This is a genomic window from Microvirga sp. RSM25 (assembly GCF_044784385.1).
GTDB lineage: Bacteria > Pseudomonadota > Alphaproteobacteria > Rhizobiales > Beijerinckiaceae > Microvirga > Microvirga tunisiensis.
In genome coordinates this window covers 177064-197888 of record NZ_CP173039.1, presented here as the reverse complement: position 1 = coordinate 197888, position 20825 = coordinate 177064, and the positions used below count along the sequence as shown (strand labels likewise).

At 64.0% G+C, this 20825-nt stretch carries 21 protein-coding genes and 3 pseudogenes; 10 read left to right on the top strand and 14 right to left on the bottom strand.

Features of this window, described 5'->3' with window-relative positions; translation table 11 throughout:
* Positions 1–21: 21 nt before the first annotated feature.
* From ACD578_RS00915 to ACD578_RS00905, 3 genes are all read right to left on the bottom strand, one after another.
* Positions 22–408 carry a hypothetical protein gene (locus tag ACD578_RS00915; protein WP_404290046.1) on the bottom strand — a complete coding sequence of 129 codons (387 nt, stop codon included), beginning with the start codon at positions 406–408 and terminating at the stop codon, positions 22–24.
* Between the two features lie 82 nt (positions 409–490).
* On the bottom strand, positions 491–1012 hold the full coding sequence (locus tag ACD578_RS00910) for a VOC family protein (RefSeq protein WP_152711485.1): 522 nt from the start codon (positions 1010–1012) through the stop codon (positions 491–493).
* Between the two features lie 99 nt (positions 1013–1111).
* On the bottom strand, positions 1112–1543 hold the full coding sequence (locus ACD578_RS00905) for a MarR family winged helix-turn-helix transcriptional regulator (protein ID WP_404290044.1): 432 nt from the start codon (positions 1541–1543) through the stop codon (positions 1112–1114).
* A 122-nt stretch (positions 1544–1665) separates the two neighbouring features.
* On the opposite strand from ACD578_RS00905, the gene ACD578_RS00900 reads away from it, so the two are divergent.
* Positions 1666–2115 (top strand): DoxX family protein, encoded by a 450-nt coding sequence (locus tag ACD578_RS00900; protein WP_152711487.1) that lies wholly within the window; start codon positions 1666–1668, stop codon positions 2113–2115.
* A 26-nt stretch (positions 2116–2141) separates the two neighbouring features.
* Positions 2142–2756 (top strand): glutathione transferase GstA, encoded by a 615-nt coding sequence (gene gstA / locus ACD578_RS00895; protein ID WP_404290042.1) that lies wholly within the window; start codon positions 2142–2144, stop codon positions 2754–2756.
* Between the two features lie 79 nt (positions 2757–2835).
* Here gstA and groL read toward each other — a convergent pair whose 3' ends face one another.
* Both groL and groES read right to left on the bottom strand, forming a co-directional pair.
* Positions 2836–4482 (bottom strand): chaperonin GroEL, encoded by a 1647-nt coding sequence (groL, locus tag ACD578_RS00890; protein ID WP_404290040.1) that lies wholly within the window; start codon positions 4480–4482, stop codon positions 2836–2838.
* Positions 4483–4538: 56 nt separating this feature from the next.
* Complete coding sequence (gene groES / locus ACD578_RS00885; protein WP_152711490.1) at positions 4539–4826, bottom strand: co-chaperone GroES; 288 nt, start codon at positions 4824–4826, stop codon at positions 4539–4541.
* Positions 4827–5022: 196 nt separating this feature from the next.
* Between groES and ACD578_RS00880 the strand changes: the two genes are divergently transcribed.
* Together ACD578_RS00880 and ACD578_RS00875 are read left to right on the top strand one after the other, a co-directional pair.
* Complete coding sequence (locus ACD578_RS00880; protein ID WP_404290038.1) at positions 5023–5457, top strand: MarR family winged helix-turn-helix transcriptional regulator; 435 nt, start codon at positions 5023–5025, stop codon at positions 5455–5457.
* Positions 5458–5516: 59 nt separating this feature from the next.
* On the top strand, positions 5517–6005 hold the full coding sequence (locus tag ACD578_RS00875; protein WP_152711492.1) for a PaaI family thioesterase: 489 nt from the start codon (positions 5517–5519) through the stop codon (positions 6003–6005).
* Here the strand turns inward: ACD578_RS00875 and ACD578_RS00870 are convergent.
* A complete protein-coding gene (locus ACD578_RS00870) occupies positions 6002–6847 on the bottom strand; it encodes a DMT family transporter (protein ID WP_404290036.1) in 846 nt (281 codons plus the stop codon). The two genes, ACD578_RS00875 and ACD578_RS00870, sit on opposite strands and share 4 nt — an antisense overlap.
* Before the next feature lie 209 nt (positions 6848–7056).
* Here ACD578_RS00870 and ACD578_RS00865 point away from each other — a divergent pair, with 209 nt between their 5' ends.
* Positions 7057–7815: a L,D-transpeptidase gene (locus ACD578_RS00865; RefSeq protein WP_404290034.1), complete on the top strand. Its 759-nt coding sequence runs from the start codon at positions 7057–7059 to the stop codon at positions 7813–7815.
* A 120-nt stretch (positions 7816–7935) separates the two neighbouring features.
* Positions 7936–8265 (top strand): DMT family transporter, encoded by a 330-nt coding sequence (locus ACD578_RS00860; protein WP_404290032.1) that lies wholly within the window; start codon positions 7936–7938, stop codon positions 8263–8265.
* 51 nt (positions 8266–8316) lie between these two features.
* Here ACD578_RS00860 and ACD578_RS00855 read toward each other — a convergent pair whose 3' ends face one another.
* The 8 genes and pseudogenes from ACD578_RS00855 to ACD578_RS00820 form a co-directional block, all read right to left on the bottom strand.
* On the bottom strand, positions 8317–9039 hold the full coding sequence (locus ACD578_RS00855; RefSeq protein ID WP_404290030.1) for a DUF2076 domain-containing protein: 723 nt from the start codon (positions 9037–9039) through the stop codon (positions 8317–8319).
* 57 nt (positions 9040–9096) lie between these two features.
* On the bottom strand, positions 9097–9678 hold the full coding sequence (locus tag ACD578_RS00850; protein WP_404290028.1) for an NUDIX hydrolase: 582 nt from the start codon (positions 9676–9678) through the stop codon (positions 9097–9099).
* Positions 9679–9749: 71 nt separating this feature from the next.
* On the bottom strand, positions 9750–10601 hold the full coding sequence (locus ACD578_RS00845) for an SDR family NAD(P)-dependent oxidoreductase (protein ID WP_404290026.1): 852 nt from the start codon (positions 10599–10601) through the stop codon (positions 9750–9752).
* Positions 10602–10925: 324 nt separating this feature from the next.
* Positions 10926–12293, bottom strand: coding sequence for a chromosome partitioning protein ParA (locus ACD578_RS00840; RefSeq protein WP_404290024.1), 1368 nt, complete (start codon positions 12291–12293; stop codon positions 10926–10928).
* Positions 12294–12537: 244 nt separating this feature from the next.
* Positions 12538–13892: pseudogene (gene glcF / locus ACD578_RS00835) on the bottom strand (glycolate oxidase subunit GlcF).
* Between the two features lie 9 nt (positions 13893–13901).
* Positions 13902–14453: pseudogene (locus tag ACD578_RS00830) on the bottom strand (DUF2585 family protein); the annotation flags it as partial.
* 67 nt (positions 14454–14520) lie between these two features.
* Positions 14521–15704 (bottom strand): annotated as a pseudogene (locus ACD578_RS00825) (FAD-binding protein).
* Positions 15701–17134, bottom strand: coding sequence for an FAD-linked oxidase C-terminal domain-containing protein (locus ACD578_RS00820; protein ID WP_404290023.1), 1434 nt, complete (start codon positions 17132–17134; stop codon positions 15701–15703). The pseudogene ACD578_RS00825 and the gene ACD578_RS00820 overlap by 4 nt, the downstream one beginning before the upstream one ends.
* A 135-nt stretch (positions 17135–17269) precedes the next feature.
* Between ACD578_RS00820 and ACD578_RS00815 the strand changes: the two genes are divergently transcribed.
* From ACD578_RS00815 to ACD578_RS00800, 4 genes are read left to right on the top strand one after another with little or no spacing between them, the layout of a single operon-like run.
* Positions 17270–17659: a c-type cytochrome gene (locus ACD578_RS00815; RefSeq protein WP_404290021.1), complete on the top strand. Its 390-nt coding sequence runs from the start codon at positions 17270–17272 to the stop codon at positions 17657–17659.
* Between the two features lie 8 nt (positions 17660–17667).
* Positions 17668–18453: a (Fe-S)-binding protein gene (locus ACD578_RS00810; protein ID WP_404290019.1), complete on the top strand. Its 786-nt coding sequence runs from the start codon at positions 17668–17670 to the stop codon at positions 18451–18453.
* A gap of 9 nt (positions 18454–18462) precedes the next feature.
* Positions 18463–19896 carry a LutB/LldF family L-lactate oxidation iron-sulfur protein gene (locus ACD578_RS00805; protein WP_404290017.1) on the top strand — a complete coding sequence of 478 codons (1434 nt, stop codon included), beginning with the start codon at positions 18463–18465 and terminating at the stop codon, positions 19894–19896.
* A complete protein-coding gene (locus tag ACD578_RS00800; protein WP_404290015.1) occupies positions 19893–20564 on the top strand; it encodes a lactate utilization protein C in 672 nt (223 codons plus the stop codon). Before ACD578_RS00805 ends, ACD578_RS00800 begins: the two co-directional genes overlap by 4 nt.
* The last annotated feature ends 261 nt before the right edge of the window (positions 20565–20825 follow it).

Here is a 20825-nt window from a genome sequence, read left to right as displayed (position 1 = left end):
CACCACTTTTCGCGCGATGCGCTAAGGCGCAGCGATATGCCAGACGTTGTTGACGCCATCGCCCGTGACCTCGCCGGGCTTGGTGTCCTTGACCCAGAGATAGAGCGGCTTGCCCTTATAGGCCCATTGCTTGGAACCGTCGTCGCGGGTCACCACGCTCCACTCGCCCGATGCGGCGGCACCGCCAGCCGCCATGAGCGGCGGCCAGTTCTGGGCGCATTGGCCGTTGCAGGCCGACTTACCCATCGTATCGCGGTCAAAGGTGTAGAGAGTCATGCCCTTGGCGTCGACGAGAGCCTTGCCCTTGCTCGTATCCGCCACCTTCGCAGGGGTTGCGGTTTGCGCGAACGCGACGGATGCGGCGACGAGGGCTCCGGTCAGGATGGCGTGACGCAGAAACAGCTTCATGGGTGTCCTCCCGAGGTCGATGGTGACCACGCCTTTAAGACACACCACGCTTGGCATTATTCCCGGCATCGGGAAATTTTCTTCACCGTCCCATCGCGTTGAAGCCGTTTTCGTCGATAGGCTCGCGCAGCTCGATCCGATGGCGGCCGTTGTCGCGGATCTGGGCCGTGCGAAAGCGGCCGTCAAGCTCGTCTTCGGGATTTTGGAGAACCTCCACGCCCGCCTTCCGCAGGCGCTCGATCTCCTTGTCCACATCGGGGACGAGCACGCTCACGACGGGAGCCTTGGTCACCTGAACGGTCGCAGTCGTATCCGGCTCCGAGGGCAGGATGTGATCGGCCTCGTTGATTTCGAGCAGGAACCCGCTCCTCTCCATCACGGCCCGTCGTCCGGGAACGAGGCTCTGACTGCCGAGCAGCCGAAAGCCCAGCTTGTCCTGATACCACTGAACGCTCTCGTCGAAGTCCGGCGTCCGAATCGAAGCTGAGCTCGGTCGCGGAGTGGATGCCGATTGCGCCTGGACGGAAGGTCCCGTCGAAAACAGGAAAGCGCCGATGAACAAGAGAGCCAGAGCCTGCAGGATGTGGCGCAATCGGCGAGACATTGAGGCGGAGCATGCTTTCACGGATCGTCCCTCATCGGCAAACGGAACTTAGCCGTCTACTTCCATGAACGCCCGTCGGTCCAGATCGTTCTTGGGGCTTCAGGTATTCTCGGAACGCATCAGCTTGAGGAGCAGAGCGGCCAAGTGCGCGGCCTCCTCATCGGTGAGCTTCTCACCGATGGATCGGTTGATGGCCGGGCCATAGACACCCCACATGCGCCGCTGCAGCAATCGCCCCTCTTCCGTGATCTCGACCAGTTGCCGCCGCTTGTCGCCCGGGTACGGGACGCGGCGCACGAGCCCCTCGGTCTCCATGCGGTCCAGAAGGCGGGAGAGGTTGTATTGCTCGAAGAGCCCTGCGTCCTCGATCTCCCGCGGCGAGGAGCGGCCATCGGGCCGACGCTTCAGGTGAAGGAGCACATCGTACCAGGACAGGTTGGGAAAATCGGCGCCTCTCAGCTCCGCCTCGATCTGGCCGACCACCTCCTCTCCCCGCCCGGACCAAGTGGACCCAGGCGTCGGTGACCGCATCCGACGGCTCCTGCATGTCTTGCACCACGGCAAAGCTCCTCTTGTTTCTATGCAATTGCATCATGTTTGACATTTCCATGCAAGTGCATATAAATATCTATGCATCTGCATGGAGTTTTCCGATGGCACATCACACCTCCTCAAGCACCGCCTATGGGGTTCTTCTCCTCCGGGTTTCCCTGGGCGTCATGTTCATTGCCCACAGCCTTATCCTGAAGCTCATGACCTTCACGCTTGCAGGCACTGCGCAGTATTTCGAATCCCTCGGACTTCCCGCTGTCCTGGCCTACGCCACGTTCCTTGCCGAGCTCGCCGGCGGGATCCTGCTGGTTCTCGGCGTCCAGACCCGCTGGGTGGCGCTGGCTCTCCTGCCCATCCTCGCCGGAGCCGCCTGGGTTCATTCCGGCAACGGCTGGGTCTTCTCCGCCGCCGGCGGAGGATGGGAATATCCGCTTTACCTCATCGTGCTCTCGGTGGCACAGGCCCTTCTTGGCGACGGCGCCTATGCACTTAAGCCTTCCTCCCGCCTCCCCCTTCCTGCCGCCCAGGCTGCCCTGAAGCCCGCTGCCTGAATCTTCCACAGAAAAGGACCACTCCCATGAAGCTCTATTATGCTCCCGGCGCCTGCTCGCTCGCTCCCCATATCGTGGCCCGCGAGGCCGGCCTTCCGGTCACCCTCGAGAAGGTGGACCTCGCGAAGCATCTCACCGAGACCGGCGTGAACTTCCGCACGATCAACCCCAAGGGGTACGTGCCCGCCATCGCCCTGAACGACGGCTCCATGCTCACGGAAGCGGCGGCGATCATCCAGTATCTCGCCGACCAGAAGCCCGGCGCCGGCCTCGCGCCCGCGAACGGCACCACGGAGCGCTATCGCCTGATCGAGTGGCTCACCTTCATCAGCTCCGAGATCCACAAGGGTTTCGGCCCGCTCTGGAACCCCGCCACGCCCGATAGCGTGAAGGCTGCCACGAAGGATCGTCTCGCCAGCCGCTTCGCCTATCTCGACGAGATTCTGGCCAAGCAGCCCTACCTGATGGGAGAGACCTTCACGATTGCCGACGCCTATCTCTTCACGGTGGTGAACTGGACGAACTTCCACGCCATCGACATCTCGTCATTCAGGCACCTGAGCGCCTTCATGACCCGCGTCGCCGCGCGTCCCAAGGTGCAGGAAGCTCTTGAGGCAGAAGGCCTGAAGCAGGCGGCGTAAGCTTCATCGGCCGCACATAAAAAAGGCCCCGGAGTTTCCTCCGGGGCCTCTCGTTAAGTCAGAGCCGTTCGGGCAGGACTTAGAAGTCCATGCCGCCCATGCCGCCCATGCCGCCGCCCGGCATGGCCGGAGCGGATTCGCGCTTGGGAGCCTCGGCCACCATGGCCTCGGTGGTGACGAGCAGGCCGGCCACCGAAGCGGCGTCCTGCAGAGCCGTGCGCACGACCTTCGCCGGATCGACGATACCGGCCTGGAGCATGTCCACGAACTCTTCCGTCTGAGCGTTGAAGCCGTAAGTGTCGGACTTGGTGTTGTCGTTGATCTTGCCGACAACGATCGAGCCCTCGACGCCAGCGTTCTCGGCGATCTGGCGGAGCGGAGCCTCAAGCGCGCGCAGCACGATCTTGATGCCGGCCTGCACGTCCGGATTGTCGGTCGTGAGCTTCGCAACCGCGCCCTTGGCGCGCAGCAGAGCCGTGCCGCCGCCGGGAACGATGCCCTCTTCCACCGCAGCGCGGGTGGCGTTCAGAGCGTCGTCGACGCGATCCTTCTTCTCCTTCACCTCGACCTCGGTCGCGCCGCCGACACGGATCACCGCGACGCCGCCTGCGAGCTTGGCCAGGCGCTCCTGGAGCTTCTCACGGTCGTAGTCCGAGGTGGTCTCCTCGATCTGCGCCTTGATCTGCGAAACGCGGGCCTCAATGTCGGCCTTCTGGCCGGCGCCGTCGATGATCGTGGTGTTCTCCTTCTCGATGCGGACGCGCTTGGCGCGGCCGAGCATCGGGAGCTGAACGGTCTCGAGCTTGATGCCGAGGTCTTCGGAGATCGTCTGGCCGGCGGTGAGAACGGCAATGTCCTCGAGCATGGCCTTGCGGCGGTCGCCGAAGCCCGGAGCCTTCACGGCGGCGATCTTCAGGCCGCCACGCAGCTTGTTGACCACCAGGGTGGCGAGAGCCTCGCCTTCCACGTCCTCGGCGATGATGAGGAGCGGCTTGCCGGTCTGAACGACAGCTTCGAGGATCGGCAGCATCGGCTGGAGCGACGAGAGCTTCTTCTCGTGGATGAGGATGTAGGGATCCTCGAGCTCGGCCACCATCTTCTCGGCGTTGGTGATGAAGTACGGCGAGAGATAGCCGCGGTCGAACTGCATGCCTTCCACGACATCGAGCTCGGTCTCAGCGGTCTTGGCTTCCTCGACGGTGATGACACCCTCGTTGCCGACCTTCTGCATGGCATGGGCGATCATCTCGCCGATGTCCTTGTCGCCGTTGGCCGAGATGGTGCCGACCTGGGCGACCTCGTCGGAGGACTTCACCTTCTTGGCGCGGGACTGGATGTCCTTCACGGCCTCGGCGGTGGCCATGTCGATGCCGCGCTTGAGATCCATCGGGTTCATGCCGGCGGCCACGGCCTTGGCGCCCTCGCGGACGATGGCCTGGGCGAGCACGGTCGCCGTCGTGGTGCCGTCACCAGCGATGTCGTTGGTCTTCGAGGCCACTTCGCGCACCATCTGGGCGCCCATGTTCTCGAACTTGTCGGCGAGTTCGATCTCCTTGGCGACGGTGACGCCGTCCTTGGTGATGCGCGGCGCGCCGAAGGACTTCTCGATCACCACGTTGCGGCCCTTGGGACCGAGGGTGACCTTCACCGCGTCGGCGAGGATGTCGACGCCACGGAGCATCTTGTCGCGAGCGTCCGAGGAAAACTTAACGTCTTTGGCAGCCATGGGCTATGCCTCCAGTTAAATTGTGAAACTTGAGAGTAGGGCTCTTGGCGGCTCGATCAGCCGACGATGCCCATGATGTCGGATTCCTTCATGATCAGGAGATCCTGACCGTCGATACGCACCTCGGTGCCGGACCACTTGCCGAACAGCACGCGGTCGCCGGCCTTCACGTCGAGGGCAGCAATCTTGCCGCTCTCGTCACGGGCGCCGGGGCCGACGGCGACGATTTCGCCCTCTTGCGGCTTCTCCTTGGCGGTGTCCGGGATGATGATGCCGCCGGCCGTCTTCTCTTCGGCTTCGATGCGGCGGACGACAACGCGGTCGTGCAGCGGACGGAACTTCATGGAACTTCCCCTTTGACGATGGGCGCGGCCCCTCTGGCCGCACCGTGGTCTGCTGGCTGTTAGCACTGTTCGTTGACGAGTGCTAACGCTGGCCGCGAGATAGGCATATGCGACGAGGGAGTCAAGACGCCTGCCTAAAGGTCAGCTTCAAAAAAGTGAGGCTTGACGCTCCATAAGGGCGGGTCATGATCGTTTCATGACCGACCTGGAAGCCATCGGCAAGACCTGCTTTGCCCTTCATGCCCGCATGACGGCCCGGCTCTTGAGCCGGACCTACGAGGCGGCGCTGCGCCCCCTGGGCCTCAAGCTGCCCCAGTTCGGCATCCTCGGAGCCATCGGCCATGGAACGACGGCCTCCGAAACCGTTCTGGCGGACCGCCTGGGCTTGGAACGAACCACCCTGGTGCGCAACCTGAAGGTCCTGGCCGAGAATGGCTGGATCGAGCCTGTAACGGGGGACGGCCGGGGGCTGCGCCACAGGCTGACGCCTGCCGGGCAAGCCATTCTGGAGGCTGCGATCCCGCTCTGGCAGAAGGCCCAAGACCGGTTGGAAGCCAAACTGAAGGACACCGATGCCGAGGAGGCCCGCAAGGCCATGCGCGCCCTGCGGAACGCCGCCTACCCCTCTTAAGAACCGTTGCGAAGCCTCCAAGCCTGCCATAGTGTGTATCTGCACAGACGGAGGTGGCGATGCTTGAGCGGGTTCACGGAATCGTATCGCGGGACGTTCTGACGGCCGAGCCGGGGCTCGCCTTCCTGCGCAGCATGCTCGACGGCCGCCACCCGGCTCCACCCTTCTCGCGCACGACCCATGTCTACATGACCCATGTGGAGGAAGGCCGGGTGGTCTTCGAGGGCGAGCCGACAGAGGCCTTCTTCAACCCGCTCGGCACGATTCATGGCGGCTGGACATCCGCGATCCTCGACAGCGCCATGGCCTGCGCCGTCCATACGACCCTGGCGGCCGGCCAGGGCTACACGACGGTGGAGATGAAGCTCAATTTCGTCAGGCCGATCCTGCCGAACATGGGCAAGGTCACCTGCGAGGGCGTTCTGATCCATCGCGGCGGCACGCTCGCAACCTCCGAGGGCAAGCTCTTCGATGCGAAGGGGAGACTTCTGGCCCATGGCACGGAGACCTGCATGATCTTCGATGCGGCTGCGCGCAAAGCGGCCTAACGGCGCGAGGTCAGCATCGCTGCGCCGACGATGAGGATGCCGCCGGCGAGCGTCGCCCAAGTCGGGATTTCGCTGAACACGCCGTAGCCGATCAGCACCGCCCAGATCAGGGCGGTATATTCGAGCGGGGCCAGCCGCGCGGCCTCCGCCTTGGCATAGGCGGTCGCCATGAGTACATGGCCGATCACGCCCAGCACTCCCATCAGCATGAACCAGGCCAGGTGCGCGTAGTTCAGGGGCTGCCATGCCCAGATGCCGAACGGTGCGACCAGCAGAAACGGCCCGATGTTCTGAAAGATGACGATGTGCAGGAACTTGTCCCGCTGAGCGCGCTGACGCAGCAGCACGAGGCTCAGCGCATAGGTGATGGCCGACAGCAGCGCCGCGCCGACGCCCAGCCAAGAGCGGGCGGCACCCGCCTCCTCCGTCTGGCCCAGGACAACGACGAGCGTTCCGAGAAATCCGATGCCGATGGCGCCGACGATCCGGGCATCGACCTTCTCCCGCAGCATCAGCATCCCGAACAGGGCAATGAACATCGGCGACAGGAAGGACAGAACGAGGGTTTCGGCCAGGGGCAATTGCCCCAGGGCATAGAAAAAGCTCAAGGCCGTGACGACCGCGATCACGGAGCGGATCGCGTTGGCCGCGACGGTCTCGCGGCTCGGCCACCCGGGCTTCAGGACGGCCACGACGCCCGCAACCACCAACGAGCCGCAGGCAAAGCGCAGGAAGGCGACCTGGAAGGTCGGGTAATAGACGGACATCCCCTTGATGACCGCATCCATGATGGACAGAACCGCGATGCCTGCAGCCGCCCGCAAAGCGGGACCGAATTTCATGATGTCACGACGATGTGAAGGTCGGCGTCCGGGATGAGCGCCGTCAAGGAAAAAGGCTCTTACAGCACTTTCCGCGAAGCTTCATCCTTCTTTTCAGGGCATCGACAGGAAAGCTCTCCTCGGGCTTCCGCTTAAATTCATGGAGCTTGGCGGAAACAAAAGCCGCGCTTGCCGTTTATTCTGCAAAACACGGAAAACAGGATATTTCAATGCGTGCTTGGATCCCTTGCTCTGCAATGCTTTTGGCCGCCCTCCTTCCGACGGCCGCCTCGGCTCAGCCCGTCCCCAGGAGCGGCAATTTCTACGGCAATACCTACGTCGCTCCGGGCTACGATTACCCCTATGCGCGGGCCGAGGACGGTTATACCGAGAGCTATCCTCTCGTGACGCGTCCGTCCTCCCGCGCCCGCGCCAATCAGGCCGGCTATCCCTACGACGTGACGTCCACCGGCAGCACGGTTGCCTCCCTGCCGCAGGATTACGGGAACGGCACGGGCTACGACAACAGCATCGATTATGCGATCGCGCCGGAGTTCCAGCGCCAGCTCGTGTCCTATCGCGGCGCCGAGCGTCCCGGCACGATCATCGTCGATACCAACAACAAGTTCCTCTATCTCGTTCAGGATGGCGGTCGCGCCATCCGCTACGGCATCGGCGTCGGCCGCGAAGGCTTCGAGTGGAGCGGACGCCAGACCGTTTCCATGAAGCGCGAATGGCCGTCCTGGCGTCCGCCGGCCGACATGCTGCGCCGTCGTCCCGACCTTCCCCGCTTCATGGAAGGCGGTCCGGATAACCCGCTCGGCGCCCGCGCGCTCTATCTCGGCTCGTCGCTCTATCGCATCCACGGCACCAACGAGCCGCACACCATCGGCCAGGCCGTCTCCTCCGGCTGCATCCGCATGCTCAACGACGACGTGGTCGATCTCTACAACCGCGTGAAGGTCGGAACGGCCGTGATCGTGATCTGATCGCGCCCTAGATCGACATTCATCGTCGTTCGTGATGGCCGGGCTCGCCCCGGCCATTCGCTTTTGAGAATCGCGGGAAGTCTTGCTGAAGGCGACATCGCCTGCCGCACGAGGGACGTCATGAACTACGTCTATCTCTTCGCCGCCATCGTCAGCGAAGTCATCGCGACCTCGGCCCTGAAGGCGGCAGAGGGCTTCTCGCGCTTCTGGCCGTCGGTCATCGTGATCGTCGGCTATGGGCTTGCCTTCTATTGCCTGTCCCTGACGATGCGCACGATCCCTATCAGCGTCGCCTACGCGATCTGGTCCGGCGTCGGCATCGTGCTGATCGCTCTCGTGGGCCTGCTGTTCTACCGCCAATCGCTGGACGCACCTGCGCTCATCGGCATGGCGCTCATTCTGGCGGGCGTGCTGATCATCAATGTGTTTTCGAAGACCGCTGGTCACTGAAGCAAAAACGCCCGCCATCCGGCGGGCGCTTCCGAAACCGATGACCGGTCCTCAGGTCCAATCGCCCTCGTCTCCACCATCGCCGCCGAAGTCGGAGAAGTCGCCCTGGTCTTCCTGCTGGCTCGCGTCCTGGTAGAGCGAGTCCGTGATGCCGGCATTGCCCGCATCGGCCGCACCCGCATCGGCCGCTTTATCTGCCCCTCCGAGACCGGCCGCAGACGCCACATCGCCCAAGGGGTTGTTCTCACCGCTGAAGGCATGGGTCAGGGCATTGGCGATCATCATGCCGCCCGCGACACCCGCCGCCGTCGTGAGAGCGGTCCCGAGGAACCCGCCCCCGCCACCGCGCTGCATCATGCCGCCGCCCCAGGGACCGGGCGCGCCGCCCATCATGCCACCCTGGGGAGCGCCGTAATGCTGCTGGGGCGGATGGGGCTGACCCCACGGCGACGCCTGGCGGACCGGCGGTGTGTTGTAGGCTGGTCCCGGTGGGCGCGATGCGCCGCCGCCGAAGATGCTGGACAGGAAACCGCCCTGCTGGGGCTGGCGGTTGGCGTGATCGACCTCGGCCCGCAACTGCTCATTCTCAGCCTGGAGATTGGCCAAGGCCTGCTCCTGAACGAAGACCGCCTGCGCCAGGGCGTAGGGCGCATAGGGCTGCTGGCGCAGCTTCTCGGCGATGAAGCGCTCGGCCTCCGGATCCCGCGGCTGGTTCGCCACCTGCTCCAGGCGTCGGAAGATATCGCTGATGACCTGGCGTTCCTGATCGTTCATGGCATGCCTCCTTCAATCGATCGTTGGAGAAGGATGTAAGTATGGCCCTTGCTTTTGTTAGGGGCGGACAAGGCCGAGCTTGCGCATATTCCGTAAGCCCTGCGCAGCGATGCTTTCCAGATCCCGAAGGTCGCGCCATTCGGCACCATGCACCTCCCGCAGATCGGCACGAATGGCATCACCCTCCTCTGCCCTCACGACATAGCGGATATCATGATGCCAATGCTCGGGCTCACCCCGCTCGGGCCGGGACGGTATGCGGTGGCTGTCGATGTCGATGGGCATGCCGGATGTTTCATGCCACGGGTCGATGAAGAGACGGTTCAGGCCAGTTTCCTCCATAGCCTCCCGGAGAGCGGACTCCGCCAGATCGTCCGGCGGCTCGTAATGGCCGCCCGGCTGCAGCCAACGCCCGAGGGAACGGTGGTGGATCAGGAGAACCCGCTGTCCCGTCCGATCGAGGATGAACGCCGAGGTCGTGACATGCCCGGGAAAGGTGCGGCGGGAATGAATGTCATCCCCGCTTTCGATCTGGCGACGGAGGATGGCGTGTCTGTCATCGGGCACACCGAAGGCCCCGGCGTGATCGTCGAGGATCGTTCCGACATGATTCCGGAAGGCTGCCGGATCGAAACTCACGGACGAACTCTCCTGGAGCATCGAATGAATCCGCTTTTCGCTGACGCGGACCTTCGGTTCCGCACGATGCTCTAGCCTTCCATCACCTTGGCGAACGCCTCCTTGTAATCGGGATGCCAGCGCGACAGCGGCGGGCGGTTCTCGATGAGGTCCTCGGCGGCCCAGCGGACGCGCTTCTCGTCCATCTCCCGCGTCGTCTCGTTATCGGGGCAGAGCACGTAAAAATCGTTTCGCTCCAGGGCCGGCAGCAGAAAGTCGACGACCTGCTCGGGCTCCCAGGCGCCGGCCGGCCTCTCCGTGATGCCTCTCGCCTTGGTGAAGCCCGTATAGACGAAGCCCGGGATGAGGAGATGCGCGCTGACCTGGCAATCGGGCCTGTTGCGCAAGTCGTGGGCCAGGGCTTCGGTGAAAACCTTCACGCCGGCCTTGGAGATATTGTAGGCGGTGTTGCCGGGCGGCGTGGTGATCCCCTGTTTCGATCCCGTATTGATGATCGCGCACGGGCTTTTCTGGTCCATCATGGCCGGTGCGAAGACATGAACACCATTGATGACGCCCCAGAGATTCGTCTCGATAATGGAGTGCCAGCGCTGCGGATCGCCGAACATCTGCCCGCCGCCCTCGGTCCCGGCATTGTTCATCAGCAGAGCCACCTCGCCGAAAGCGGCATAGACCTTCTCCTTGAGGCTCTCGACGGCCTCCAGCCGGCTGACGTCGGTCGCCACCGCAAGGACGTTTTCCGGCTTGCCGGCAACGCGTGCCACGTCCACGGCGCTGCGCTGGAGCGTTTCGCCCTCGAGATCCGCCAAGCAGACCTTCATCCCGAGTTCCGCGAACCGCTTGGCGGCCGCAAGCCCAATGCCGCTTGCGGCTCCTGTGATGACGGCGACGCGCTCGGGGGCGATTGCTGGATGCTGGGCCATCGCTTGGATCCTTCGTTGTTGTTCTGGAGACGTGTGCGATTCGACTATGAGCCCAAAGTGGCGCGCAGCGGATCGTTCGCCAAGGGCCGTGAAAGGATCGGCAATATGCGTCCGACACATCGTTCTTCGTGTTTGGCCTTCCAGCCGTCGGAGATGACACCCTCCCCGTCATGGCCGGCCTTGTGCCGGCCATCCCGATACGGTGTGGTGCAGCGCTTTTCCAATCGAGATCACCGACACAAGGCCGGTGATGACGTGGTGGAGAGGAGTTCCAATTCCAAAGAAAAAGCCCCGCGTCTCTGCGGGGCTCTTGAGGTAAAGGGTCTACTCCGCGTCGGACGATTTCAGAGGCCGGACATTCGTCTCGATTTCATCTTCGTCGAAGAGGGTCGGATCGTCCTCCTGCGCGTCGAGGCGCGTCTTCTTGCGCAGCGAGATATACTTTTTCTGGATCTTGATGCGGCTTTCGCGGGCGATCTCGAGGGCGCCCTGCATGAGGGAGCGCTCGGCCTTCTCGTTCTGCAGCTCTTCCGTGAGGCGGCGGTTGGCAGCCTCCAGGGTGTTGCGCTCCTGCTCGAAGCGCTTGGTGACCTGGTCGATGCGCTCGGAAAGGCTCGCCAGCTTGTTGTCGGAGCTTTCGATCTGGAAGTCCTTGGCCGCGATGGCCTTGTTGAGCATCTCCACGCGCTCCTGCAGCTCGATGCGCGAGCGCTGAAGCTCGTTGACCATGGCCACCTGACGCTCGACCTCCTGCTGGGTCGCCTCCAGGCGCCGGTCGAGGGTGTTCTTCTCGATGGTGGTCTCTTTCAAGGAACGCTCGACGCCGCGCAGAGCCTCGTTCTTGTCCCGCAGCTGATCGCGGGTATGGGCCAGAATCTTGTCCGTGGCGGACAGGCGTGAATTGAGGCCCTCGATTTTCATGTCGAGGGACGAAAGGTCGGTCTGGTGGGCCGAGCGCTCGGAATCGATTTGGGTCTCCAGGCGCTGGCGCAGCACCTGCTCGGCCATGAGCTTGGTCTCGAGCTCGGAGGCGCGCTGGCGTGTGGCCTCGAGCTGGGTCTCCAGTTCGCCGTACCGATTGGTCAGGCTGGAGAGGCGATAATTCTGCTCCTCCGCCACCTTCTGCAGACGCTTGACCTCGTGATCGAGCAGGCCATTGCGCTCGCGGGTTTCGATGAGCTCGCGCTCGGCGCGGGCCACCGTCTGGTCGGCCTCCTGGGTTTCAAGGCGCAGGGCCTGGTTCTCTTCGGTGATGTTGCGGGCTCGCTCGGTCTCGATGGAGAGCTGATTCTCCAGATCGGTGACGATCGCCTCCTTGTCCTTCACATTGAGGCGCAGGTCCTCGACAAAGGAATCCTGCTCGCGGACCCTGGTCTCCGCCTTGCGCAGCTGCGAAACCGCAGAATTCAGATCGTCCACCGTCCGGGCATGAAGGCTGTTGAGATCGCCGAGCTCCCGGCGCAGCGCCAGGGTCGTCTCGGTTTCCTGCTTGAGCACCGCCTCGGTTTCGAGAAGGCGCGACTGAAGCTGCGGATAGCTGCGGATGAGCTCGATCACCGGCTCGTTGAGGAGGGCGAAATCCTCCTTGAGGCTGCGGATCTCCTCCAGCCGGTCGATCATGTTGGCGAAGCGGACGCGGATCAGTTCGTTCTTCTGGCCGACAGAATCGAGCGCTGCGTTGGGGCGAACCACAATCGTCTCGCCTTTTTCCGGAGAAGCAACGGCAGTCGCGGCAACGGCCTCGGCGCTCCTGCCCCTCTCGTGCAGAGAGCTGACCTCAGCATCATCCTGCCTCTTGCCAAAACGGTTCCTGAAAGACGTCCATCCCGAAGACATGTGCCGGCCCTTACGCCCCTGAAATTTACACTTTCCTAACTTTTAGCTCAGATGGGAGCAGTTTGGAAATGAAATTTCGTTGCGTAAGAATGTAGCAGGCTCACTCTGCCGCGACGGTTAACGGCCGAGACACGCGCTTCTGAAAACCCGCCGCCTCCAGCGTTTCCGGCATGGGTCCGCCAGTCGCCCAATCGAGAAGCTCAACCGTATGGACGATGGGGATCTCGGTGCCTTTCCCGATCTGGGTCATGCAGCCGATATTACCGGTGGCGATGAGGTCGGGCTTGGTGCGCTCGATATTGGCGACCTTCCGGGCCCGGAGCTGGGCGGCGATCTCCGGCTGGAGCAGGTTGTAGGTGCCGGCCGAGCCGCAGCAGATATGCCCTTCCGGCACGTCCTTCACGGCAAAGCCCGCCTGCTTCAGCAGAGTCTTCGGCTCGGTGCGGATCGCCTGCCCATGCTGCATGGAGCAGGCGGAATGGTAGGCCACCACCAGGTCCGTCTCACGCACCGGCTCCATGAGCTTCAGGGACATGACGTATTCGGTGATGTCCTTGGCGATGGCGGAGACGCGGGCCGCCTTCTCGGCATAGTCCGGGTCCTCCCGGAACATGAAGCCGTAATCCTTGATCGTCGTGCCGCAGCCCGACGCCGTGATGATGATGGCGTCCAGCCCCGCCCCGTCCATCTCGGCGATCCAGGCGTCGATATTGCGCTTGGCGAAGCCGTGGGCCTCCTCGTCGCGGCCCATGTGGTGAACGAGCGCGCCGCAGCACCCCTCCCCTTGGGCTGGACCACATCGACGCCGTGACGGTTGAGGAGGCGGATGGCCGCCTCGTTGAAGCCAGGCTTGAGCACCGGCTGGGCGCAGCCGGACAGGATGGCGACCCGGCCCCGGCGCTCCCCATGCGCCTTGAAGGTGCCGGGCTGATCGAAGGGCGAGCGCGCGGGAGCCTTCACCGGCGCCAGCTCGATCATCGCCTGCAGGCGGTTGCCGACGAGCGGCAACGCGCCGATCACGCCCTTGAGGGGCTTGGCCAGCATCGCCGCGCCCAGAGCAACGCGGAAGCGGTTCGGATATGGCAGCACGCTGGCAAGAACCCAGCGCAGGAGCCGATCATGCCAGGGCCGCGTATAGGTGGCCTCGATATACGCGCGGGCGTGATCGACCAGATGCATGTAATGCACGCCGGACGGACAGGTGGTCATGCAGGACAGGCACGAGAGGCAGCGGTCGATGTGCTTCACCACCTCCGGAGAGGCGGGCTTCCCGCTCTCCAGCATGTCCTTCATCAGGTAGATGCGCCCGCGCGGGGAATCGAGCTCGTCGCCGAGCAGCAGATAGGTCGGGCAGGTGGCGGTGCAGAAGCCGCAATGGACGCAGGTCCGGAGGATCTTCTCCGAACTGGCCATGGCGGGATCTCTGAGCTGATCGGGCGTGAAATTGGTTTGCATCGTTTTATCTCACATCGCCCCTTGCCATCGATTGATGGCGTCAATGGGATGGATCAGCATGATGATGTTCAGGATCAGGTTGTCGCGGATCCAGAACCCGACGAACGCTTCCATGATCGCCGCCAGCAGAACCGTCAGCCAGACCGGCCATAGGCGGGCCAACACGAACCCGGCGATCATGGCGAATATGTCCGAGACCGAATTGACGACGCTGTCGCCATAATAATCGAGCGCGATGGTCGTTGCACGATAACGATCGATGACGGAGTCGGTATTCTCGGCGATCTCCCACGTTGCCTCCAGCCCGATGGCGAGCAGAAGCGCGACACCGAGGGGAAGCGCCTTTCCGCGCAGGACGCCGATGCTCCAAGCCCCCAGATAGAACAGGAAGCCATGGATGACGTGGGAGGGCGTGTACCAGTCGGTCAGGTGCTGCGAATTGCCGGAATCCTTCACGGTTCCGTGCCACAGCTCGACGGTGCCGCATGTGCAGATCGGCGTGCGGCCCATCATGAGAAGGATGGCGGCGGTGAGCGCGATGAGCCCGAGGGCAAGGCCGACGATGAGGACCGTCCGCGAGCCGCTCAACGTCCTCGCCTCCGACGCGAGAGAAGCCGTGCCCACCATCTCAGATCCCCGCATACATCCGGCCCGGATTGAGAATTCCGGCGGGATCAAGGAAGCCTTGATGCCGCGGGTAAGCGTCATCAAGGCGTCGGACTGCGGCTCGAACACGTCGAGGGTGGAGCGGATCTCGGCCGGCGCGCGCACGAGGGTGGCATGGCCGCCGAAGGCTCTGGTCGCCTCGCGCATGACGGAGGCGCCCGCATCGTCGTCAATGGGCGTCGAGATCCAGAGAAGTCCGCCGCCCCAATCGTAGAACCATTGCGCATCGAGAGATCGCGCAACCTGGGCTACGAGATCCGGCCCCTTCGTCGGCGCGGTGGACACGCGCCAGATCGCCCGCTCGCCCCGATCGGTCAGAAGCGTCGCATCGCGCACCGATTGCCAGAGCGCCTCGGCCCCGACGCCTTCGAGCAGATCCATGAACCGAAAGCGCTTCAGCAGGCGCTTGAGCTCGTTCATGCGGTAATCAACGGAGACCCTGAATCCCTCGAGCCGGATCAGCGTGCTGCCGCCGCGCCGGTCGCGATCCGGGACATGGGCGGCGCCTGTCACGTCGAAGGGCGATCCGAGGGCCATCGACAGGGCCTCGATGCCCTGCCTGTCGTCGAGGCCACGGATGACGAGGGTCGCCATGCGCTCCTGCTTGGGCAGAACCTTGAACGTGACCTCGGTGAGAAAGCCCAGGGTACCCCAGGAGCCGGCCATGAGCTTCACCAGATCGAGGCCGGTGACGTTCTTCATCACGCGGCCGCCGGATTTCACCACTTCGCCCCGCCCGTTGACGAAGCGCACGCCGATCAGGCTGTCGCGGGCGGCACCGGCCATGATCCGGCGCGGGCCGGAGATGTTCATGGCCGCGATGGCGCCGATGGTCGGATCGCCCCTGGTGCCGAGGAGCGAACGGTAATCCATCGGCTCGAACGGCAGCTCCTGCCCCTTCGCGGCCAGCACCCGCATGACCTCCAGCACCGGCGTGCCGCTGCGGGCGGAGATCACCAGTTCCGCCGGCTCGTAGAGCGTGATCCCGGCCATGGCGGACGACGAGATCGAGGCGTCGGTCTGGTTCGGGCGGCCCATCGGCGCCTTCGTGCCATTGCCGGAAACGTTCAGAAGCGTGCCTGTGCCGGCGGCTTCGCGGATGATGATCGATGCGTCCTGCTCGTCGCGAGGGGTATGGGTTGTCACGCGGCGAACCTTCCTTCGAGCGGGAAGACCTTTGCGGGATTGAGCAGCCAGCGCGGATCGAACACGCCGCGCACGCGCATCTGCTGCTCCAGATCGGTGGCGTTGAACTGGCAGGTCATCAGATCGCGTTTCTCGATGCCGACGCCGTGCTCGCCGGTGAGGCAGCCGCCGACCTCGACGCAGAGCTTGAGGATGTCCTCGCCCGCCTTCTCGGCCTTTTCCATCTCGCCCGGCACGTTGGTGTTGAACATGACGAGCGGATGCAGGTTGCCGTCGCCCGCATGGAACACGTTGGCGACGCCGAGCCCGTAGGATTTCACGATCTCGTCGATGCGGTTGAGCACGTAAGGCAGCTGCCCCGTCGGGATCGTGCCGTCCATGCAGATGTAATCGGCCACGCGGCCCGTGGCGCCGAAGGCCGATTTGCGCCCCTTCCAGATCGCCGCGCTCTCGGCCTCGGATTGCGAGACCTTCATGGTCTTCGGCTTGAACGGCTCGGCAATCGTGACGATGCGGCGAAGCATGTCGTCGATCTCCGCATCGGAGCCCTCGACCTCCACGATCAGCATGGCCTCCACGTCGAGCGGATAGCCCGCATGGGCGAAGGCCTCGCAGATCTGGATCGCGGGCTTGTCCATGTATTCGAGCGCCACCGGGATGATGCCCGCCCCGATGATCGCCGCCACGCAGGCGCCGGCAGCCTCCACCGACCCGAAGCCGAAGAGCGCCGGCCGCGCGCCCTCTGCGGCGCGCAGGATCCGCACCACCGCCTCCGTGACCACGCCGAGCTGGCCTTCCGAGCCGCAGACGAGGCCGAGGAGATCGTAGCCCGCAGCATCCAGATGCTCGCCGCCGATCTCCACCACCGTTCCGTCGAGGAGCACCATGGTGACCCCGAGCAGGTTGTTGGTGGTCACGCCGTATTTCAGGCAATGCGCCCCGCCGGAATTCATGGCGATGTTGCCCGCGATGGTGCAGGCGAGCTGGCTCGAAGGATCGGGAGCGTAGAAGAAGCCCTCATGGGCCACCGCCTGGCTGATGCCGAGATTGGTGATGCCCGATTGAACGCGAGCCGTGCGACCCTCGAAATTGACGTCCAGCACCCGGTTCATCTTGGCGACGCCGAGCACGATGGCGTCTGCCTGCGGGATCGCGCCGCCGCAGAGCGAAGTCCCGGCCCCGCGCGGGACCACCTTCACTCCATGCTCATTGCAGAAGCGCATGATGGCAGAGACCTCTTCCGTCGTGGACGGCAGCACCACCGCGAGGGGAATCTGGCGATAGGAGGTCAGGCCGTCGGTCTCGAAGGCCCGGCGCTCGTCCTCGGAGACGATCAACGCCTCAGACGCGACAAGGCGTCCCAAACCCTCGACGATCTCCTTCCGGCGCGCCAGAACCGCTTCGTCCGGTTTCGGAAATGCAATGGTCATGGCACCCTCCCTGGGGAATCATCACTGCGCTCAAGGTATGGCTACCTTAACAATAAGGCGGCTTTCCCTGGAGGCGTTTTCCAATAATGTAGAATGTCTCTAAGATGGGACAGGGGTCCAGCAAAGGAGTTTTTGATGCGTTCCTTCGTTCTTTCCGCCGCCCTGCTTCTGGCCGGGCTCGGTTCCGCCCAGGCTCAGGACGCCGCCGCCGGCGAGAAGGTGTTCACGCAATGCCGGGCGTGTCACCAAATCGGCGAAAGCGCGAAGAATGCCGTGGGTCCGGTGCTGAACGGCCTCTTCGGTCGCCACTCGGGATCGGTCGAAGGCTACAACTACTCCCCGGCCAACAAGAATTCCGGCATCACCTGGGACGAGGCCACGTTCCGGGAGTACATCAAGGATCCGCGGGCCAAGATTCCGGGTACCAAGATGATCTACGCCGGCGTCAAGGACGAGCAGAGGGTGAACGATCTCGTCGCCTATCTCAAGCAGTTCGATGCGTCGGGCAAGAAGGCCGCCCAATGAGCGTTTTGATGTCGCAAGGCCGCCCGAAGAAAACCCGCGTCGGCCTTTTCGTCACCTGCCTCGTCGACCTGATGCGCCCCTCCGTGGGCTTTGCCGCCGTCAAGCTCCTGGAGGATGCCGGCTGCATCGTCGATGCGCCCATCCAGACCTGCTGCGGCCAGCCGGCCTACAATTCGGGCGACCGCGGCACGACACGCGATCTCGCGATGCAGGTGATCGAGACCTTCCACGGCTACGATTACGTGGTCGCCCCCTCCGGATCCTGCGCCGGCACGATCAAGGCCCATTACCCGGAGCTCTTCGAGGAAGATCCGAACTGGCGCGCCAAGGCCGATGCGCTTGCCGCCAAGACCTATGAACTGACGAGCTTCCTGGTCGACGTGCTCGGTGTCACGAAGGTCGATGCCTCCTTCGACGGCGCCGTGACCTATCACGATTCCTGCTCCGGCTTGCGGGAACTCGGCGTGAATACCCAGCCACGCAGACTTCTCGCCAGCGTGGAAGGCCTGACCCTCGTCGAGATGATGGACAGCGATGTCTGCTGCGGCTTCGGCGGCACCTTCGCGGTCAAATACAGCGACATCTCCGGTGCCATCGTCGATGCCAAGGCCAAGAACATCGAGGCGACCCATGCGCCCACCCTGCTCGCGGGCGATCTCGGCTGCCTCATGAACATGGCCGGCAAGCTCAGCCGCGACGGCAAGCCGATTCAAGTGCGGCACGTGGCGGAGGTTCTGGCCGGCATGACGGACGAACCGCCGATCGGTGCTGCAAAAGCTGACGCGATCAAGTAGAAGTCAATCATGACCGTTCATTCCACTTCTCCCCAGTTCAAGCAGAATGCCGCGCGGGCGCTGAACGACGTTCAGCTGCAGAAGGCGCTGGGCAACGTGAAGCAGGGCTTCATCGACAAGCGCCGGATGGCCGCCGACAAGCTGCCGGAATTCGAGGCGCTGCGGGATGCGGCACGGGACATCAAGAACCACACCCTGGAGCACCTCGACCTCTACCTCGAGGCCTATGAGGAGAAGGTGAAGGCCTCCGGCGGGCATGTGCATTTCGCCCGCAATGCCGATGAGGCTCGCGACATCATTCTCACCATCTGCCGCGAGGCCGGTGCCAGGACGGTCACGAAGGGCAAGTCCATGATCTCGGAGGAGATCGGGATCAACCATCACCTGGAAGCGAACGGCATCAGGCCCATCGAGACGGATCTCGGCGAATACATCATCCAGCTCCGCAACGAGCTGCCCAGTCACATCATCGCACCCGCCGTCCACCTCAACGCCACGCAGGTAGAGGAGGATTTCCGGCGCGTTCACACCCATCTCGACGCCAAGCGCGATCTCTCCGAGCCCGTGCAGCTTCTCACCGAAGCCCGCGCCGTTCTGCGCGAGCGGTTCCTCGCGGCCGATGTGGGCATCACGGGCGCCAACTTCCTCGTCGCCGAGACCGGCACGTCGGTCATTGTCACCAACGAGGGCAATGGCGATCTCACCCAGATCCTGCCGAAAACGCATATCGTGCTGGCCTCCCTCGAGAAGCTCGTTCCGACATTGGAGGATGTGAGCCAATTGCTGCGCGTGCTCGCCCGCTCGGCGACCGGCCAGGAGCTCTCGGTCTACACCACCTTCTCCACGGGTCCCCGCCGCAGCGCCGACGCGGACGGGCCGGAGAACTACCACGTGGTTCTCATCGATAACGGCCGCTCCTCCATGCTCGGCACGAGCTTCGAGGAGATGCTGCGCTGCATCCGCTGCGGCGCCTGCATGAACCATTGCCCGGTTTATCACGCGGTCGGCGGACACGCCTATGGCTGGGTCTATCCCGGTCCCATGGGCGCGGTGCTCACGCCCTCCCTCATCGGCGTTGACCAGGCCGGGCATCTGCCCAACGCCTCCACCTTCTGCGGACGCTGCGAGAGCGTGTGTCCGGTGCGCATTCCTCTCCCCAAGCTCATGCGCCACTGGCGCGAGCGGGAATTCGAGCGGCACCTGACTCCCGCCACCGTCCGCTCCGGCCTCAAGTTCTGGGGCTTCTTCGCCAAGCGCCCTGCCCTCTACCGGCTGGCGACCCGCGTCGCGATGGGCGCACTCGCCCTGGCGGGCCGCCGGCGTGGACGCTTCACATGGCTGCCCATGTCGAAGGGCTGGACGAAGTATCGTGATTTTCCGGCCCCGCAGGGCGAGACGTTCCAGCAGCGCTGGAAGCGCGAGCGCCGGGGAGCCTCCGCATGAGCGCCCGCGACGACATCTTCGCCAATATCCGCCGGTCGCTCGGCGTCAAGGGCAGCGAGACCATCCGACAGCAGATCGTGGCGGACCGCCTGGAGCGCGCGCCCAAGGGCGTGATTCCCAAGCGCGGACAGGTTTCCGGCGACGAGCGGATCGCTCTCTTCAAGACCATGGTCGAGACCGCTCTCGCCACGGTGACGGAAGTCGCCTCCCCGGCGGAGGTGCCGCAGTCGATCGCGCTCTTCCTGCGCAACCACAACCTGCCGGCGACCCTGCGCATGGGCGACGATCCGCGCCTCAAGGCGATGCCGTGGTCCGACACGACGCTCGAGATCGCCCATGGACCGAGCCAGGGCAGCGATCTCAACGCGGTGAGCCATGCCTTCGGGGGCATCGCCGAATCCGGCACGCTCGCGATGGTGTCGAGCGCGGACAATCCGTCTACCCTCAACTTCCTGCCCGACAACCACATCATCGTGGTCTCGGCCAAGGACATCGCCAGCGACTACGAATCCGTCTGGAACCGGGTGCGCTTCGCCTACGGCAAGAGCACCATGCCGCGTACGGTGAACTGGATCACCGGGCCCTCCCGCTCGGGCGACATCGAGCAGACTCTGCTGCTCGGCGCGCACGGCCCGCGGCGGCTGCATGTGGTGGTCGTCAGGGATTGAGGACAAGCTCAAACGGCACCGCCGATCACGCATGATGGCGTTCGGCTGGAGACGTCCACGAGCCGGGTCGGGCTTGTCCTCTGAAAACCTGATTCAAAAGGGTATGAGTCGAAAAGTCAGAGCGCTGGACCGGATGGATCCGGCGCCGCTCTCTCCACATCATCACCGGCCTTGTGCCGGTGATCCCGATCACAGGAAATGTTGAGCATCACCTTAGCGAGACGGCCGGGGCTGATCCCCGGATCAAGTCCGGGGACGGCC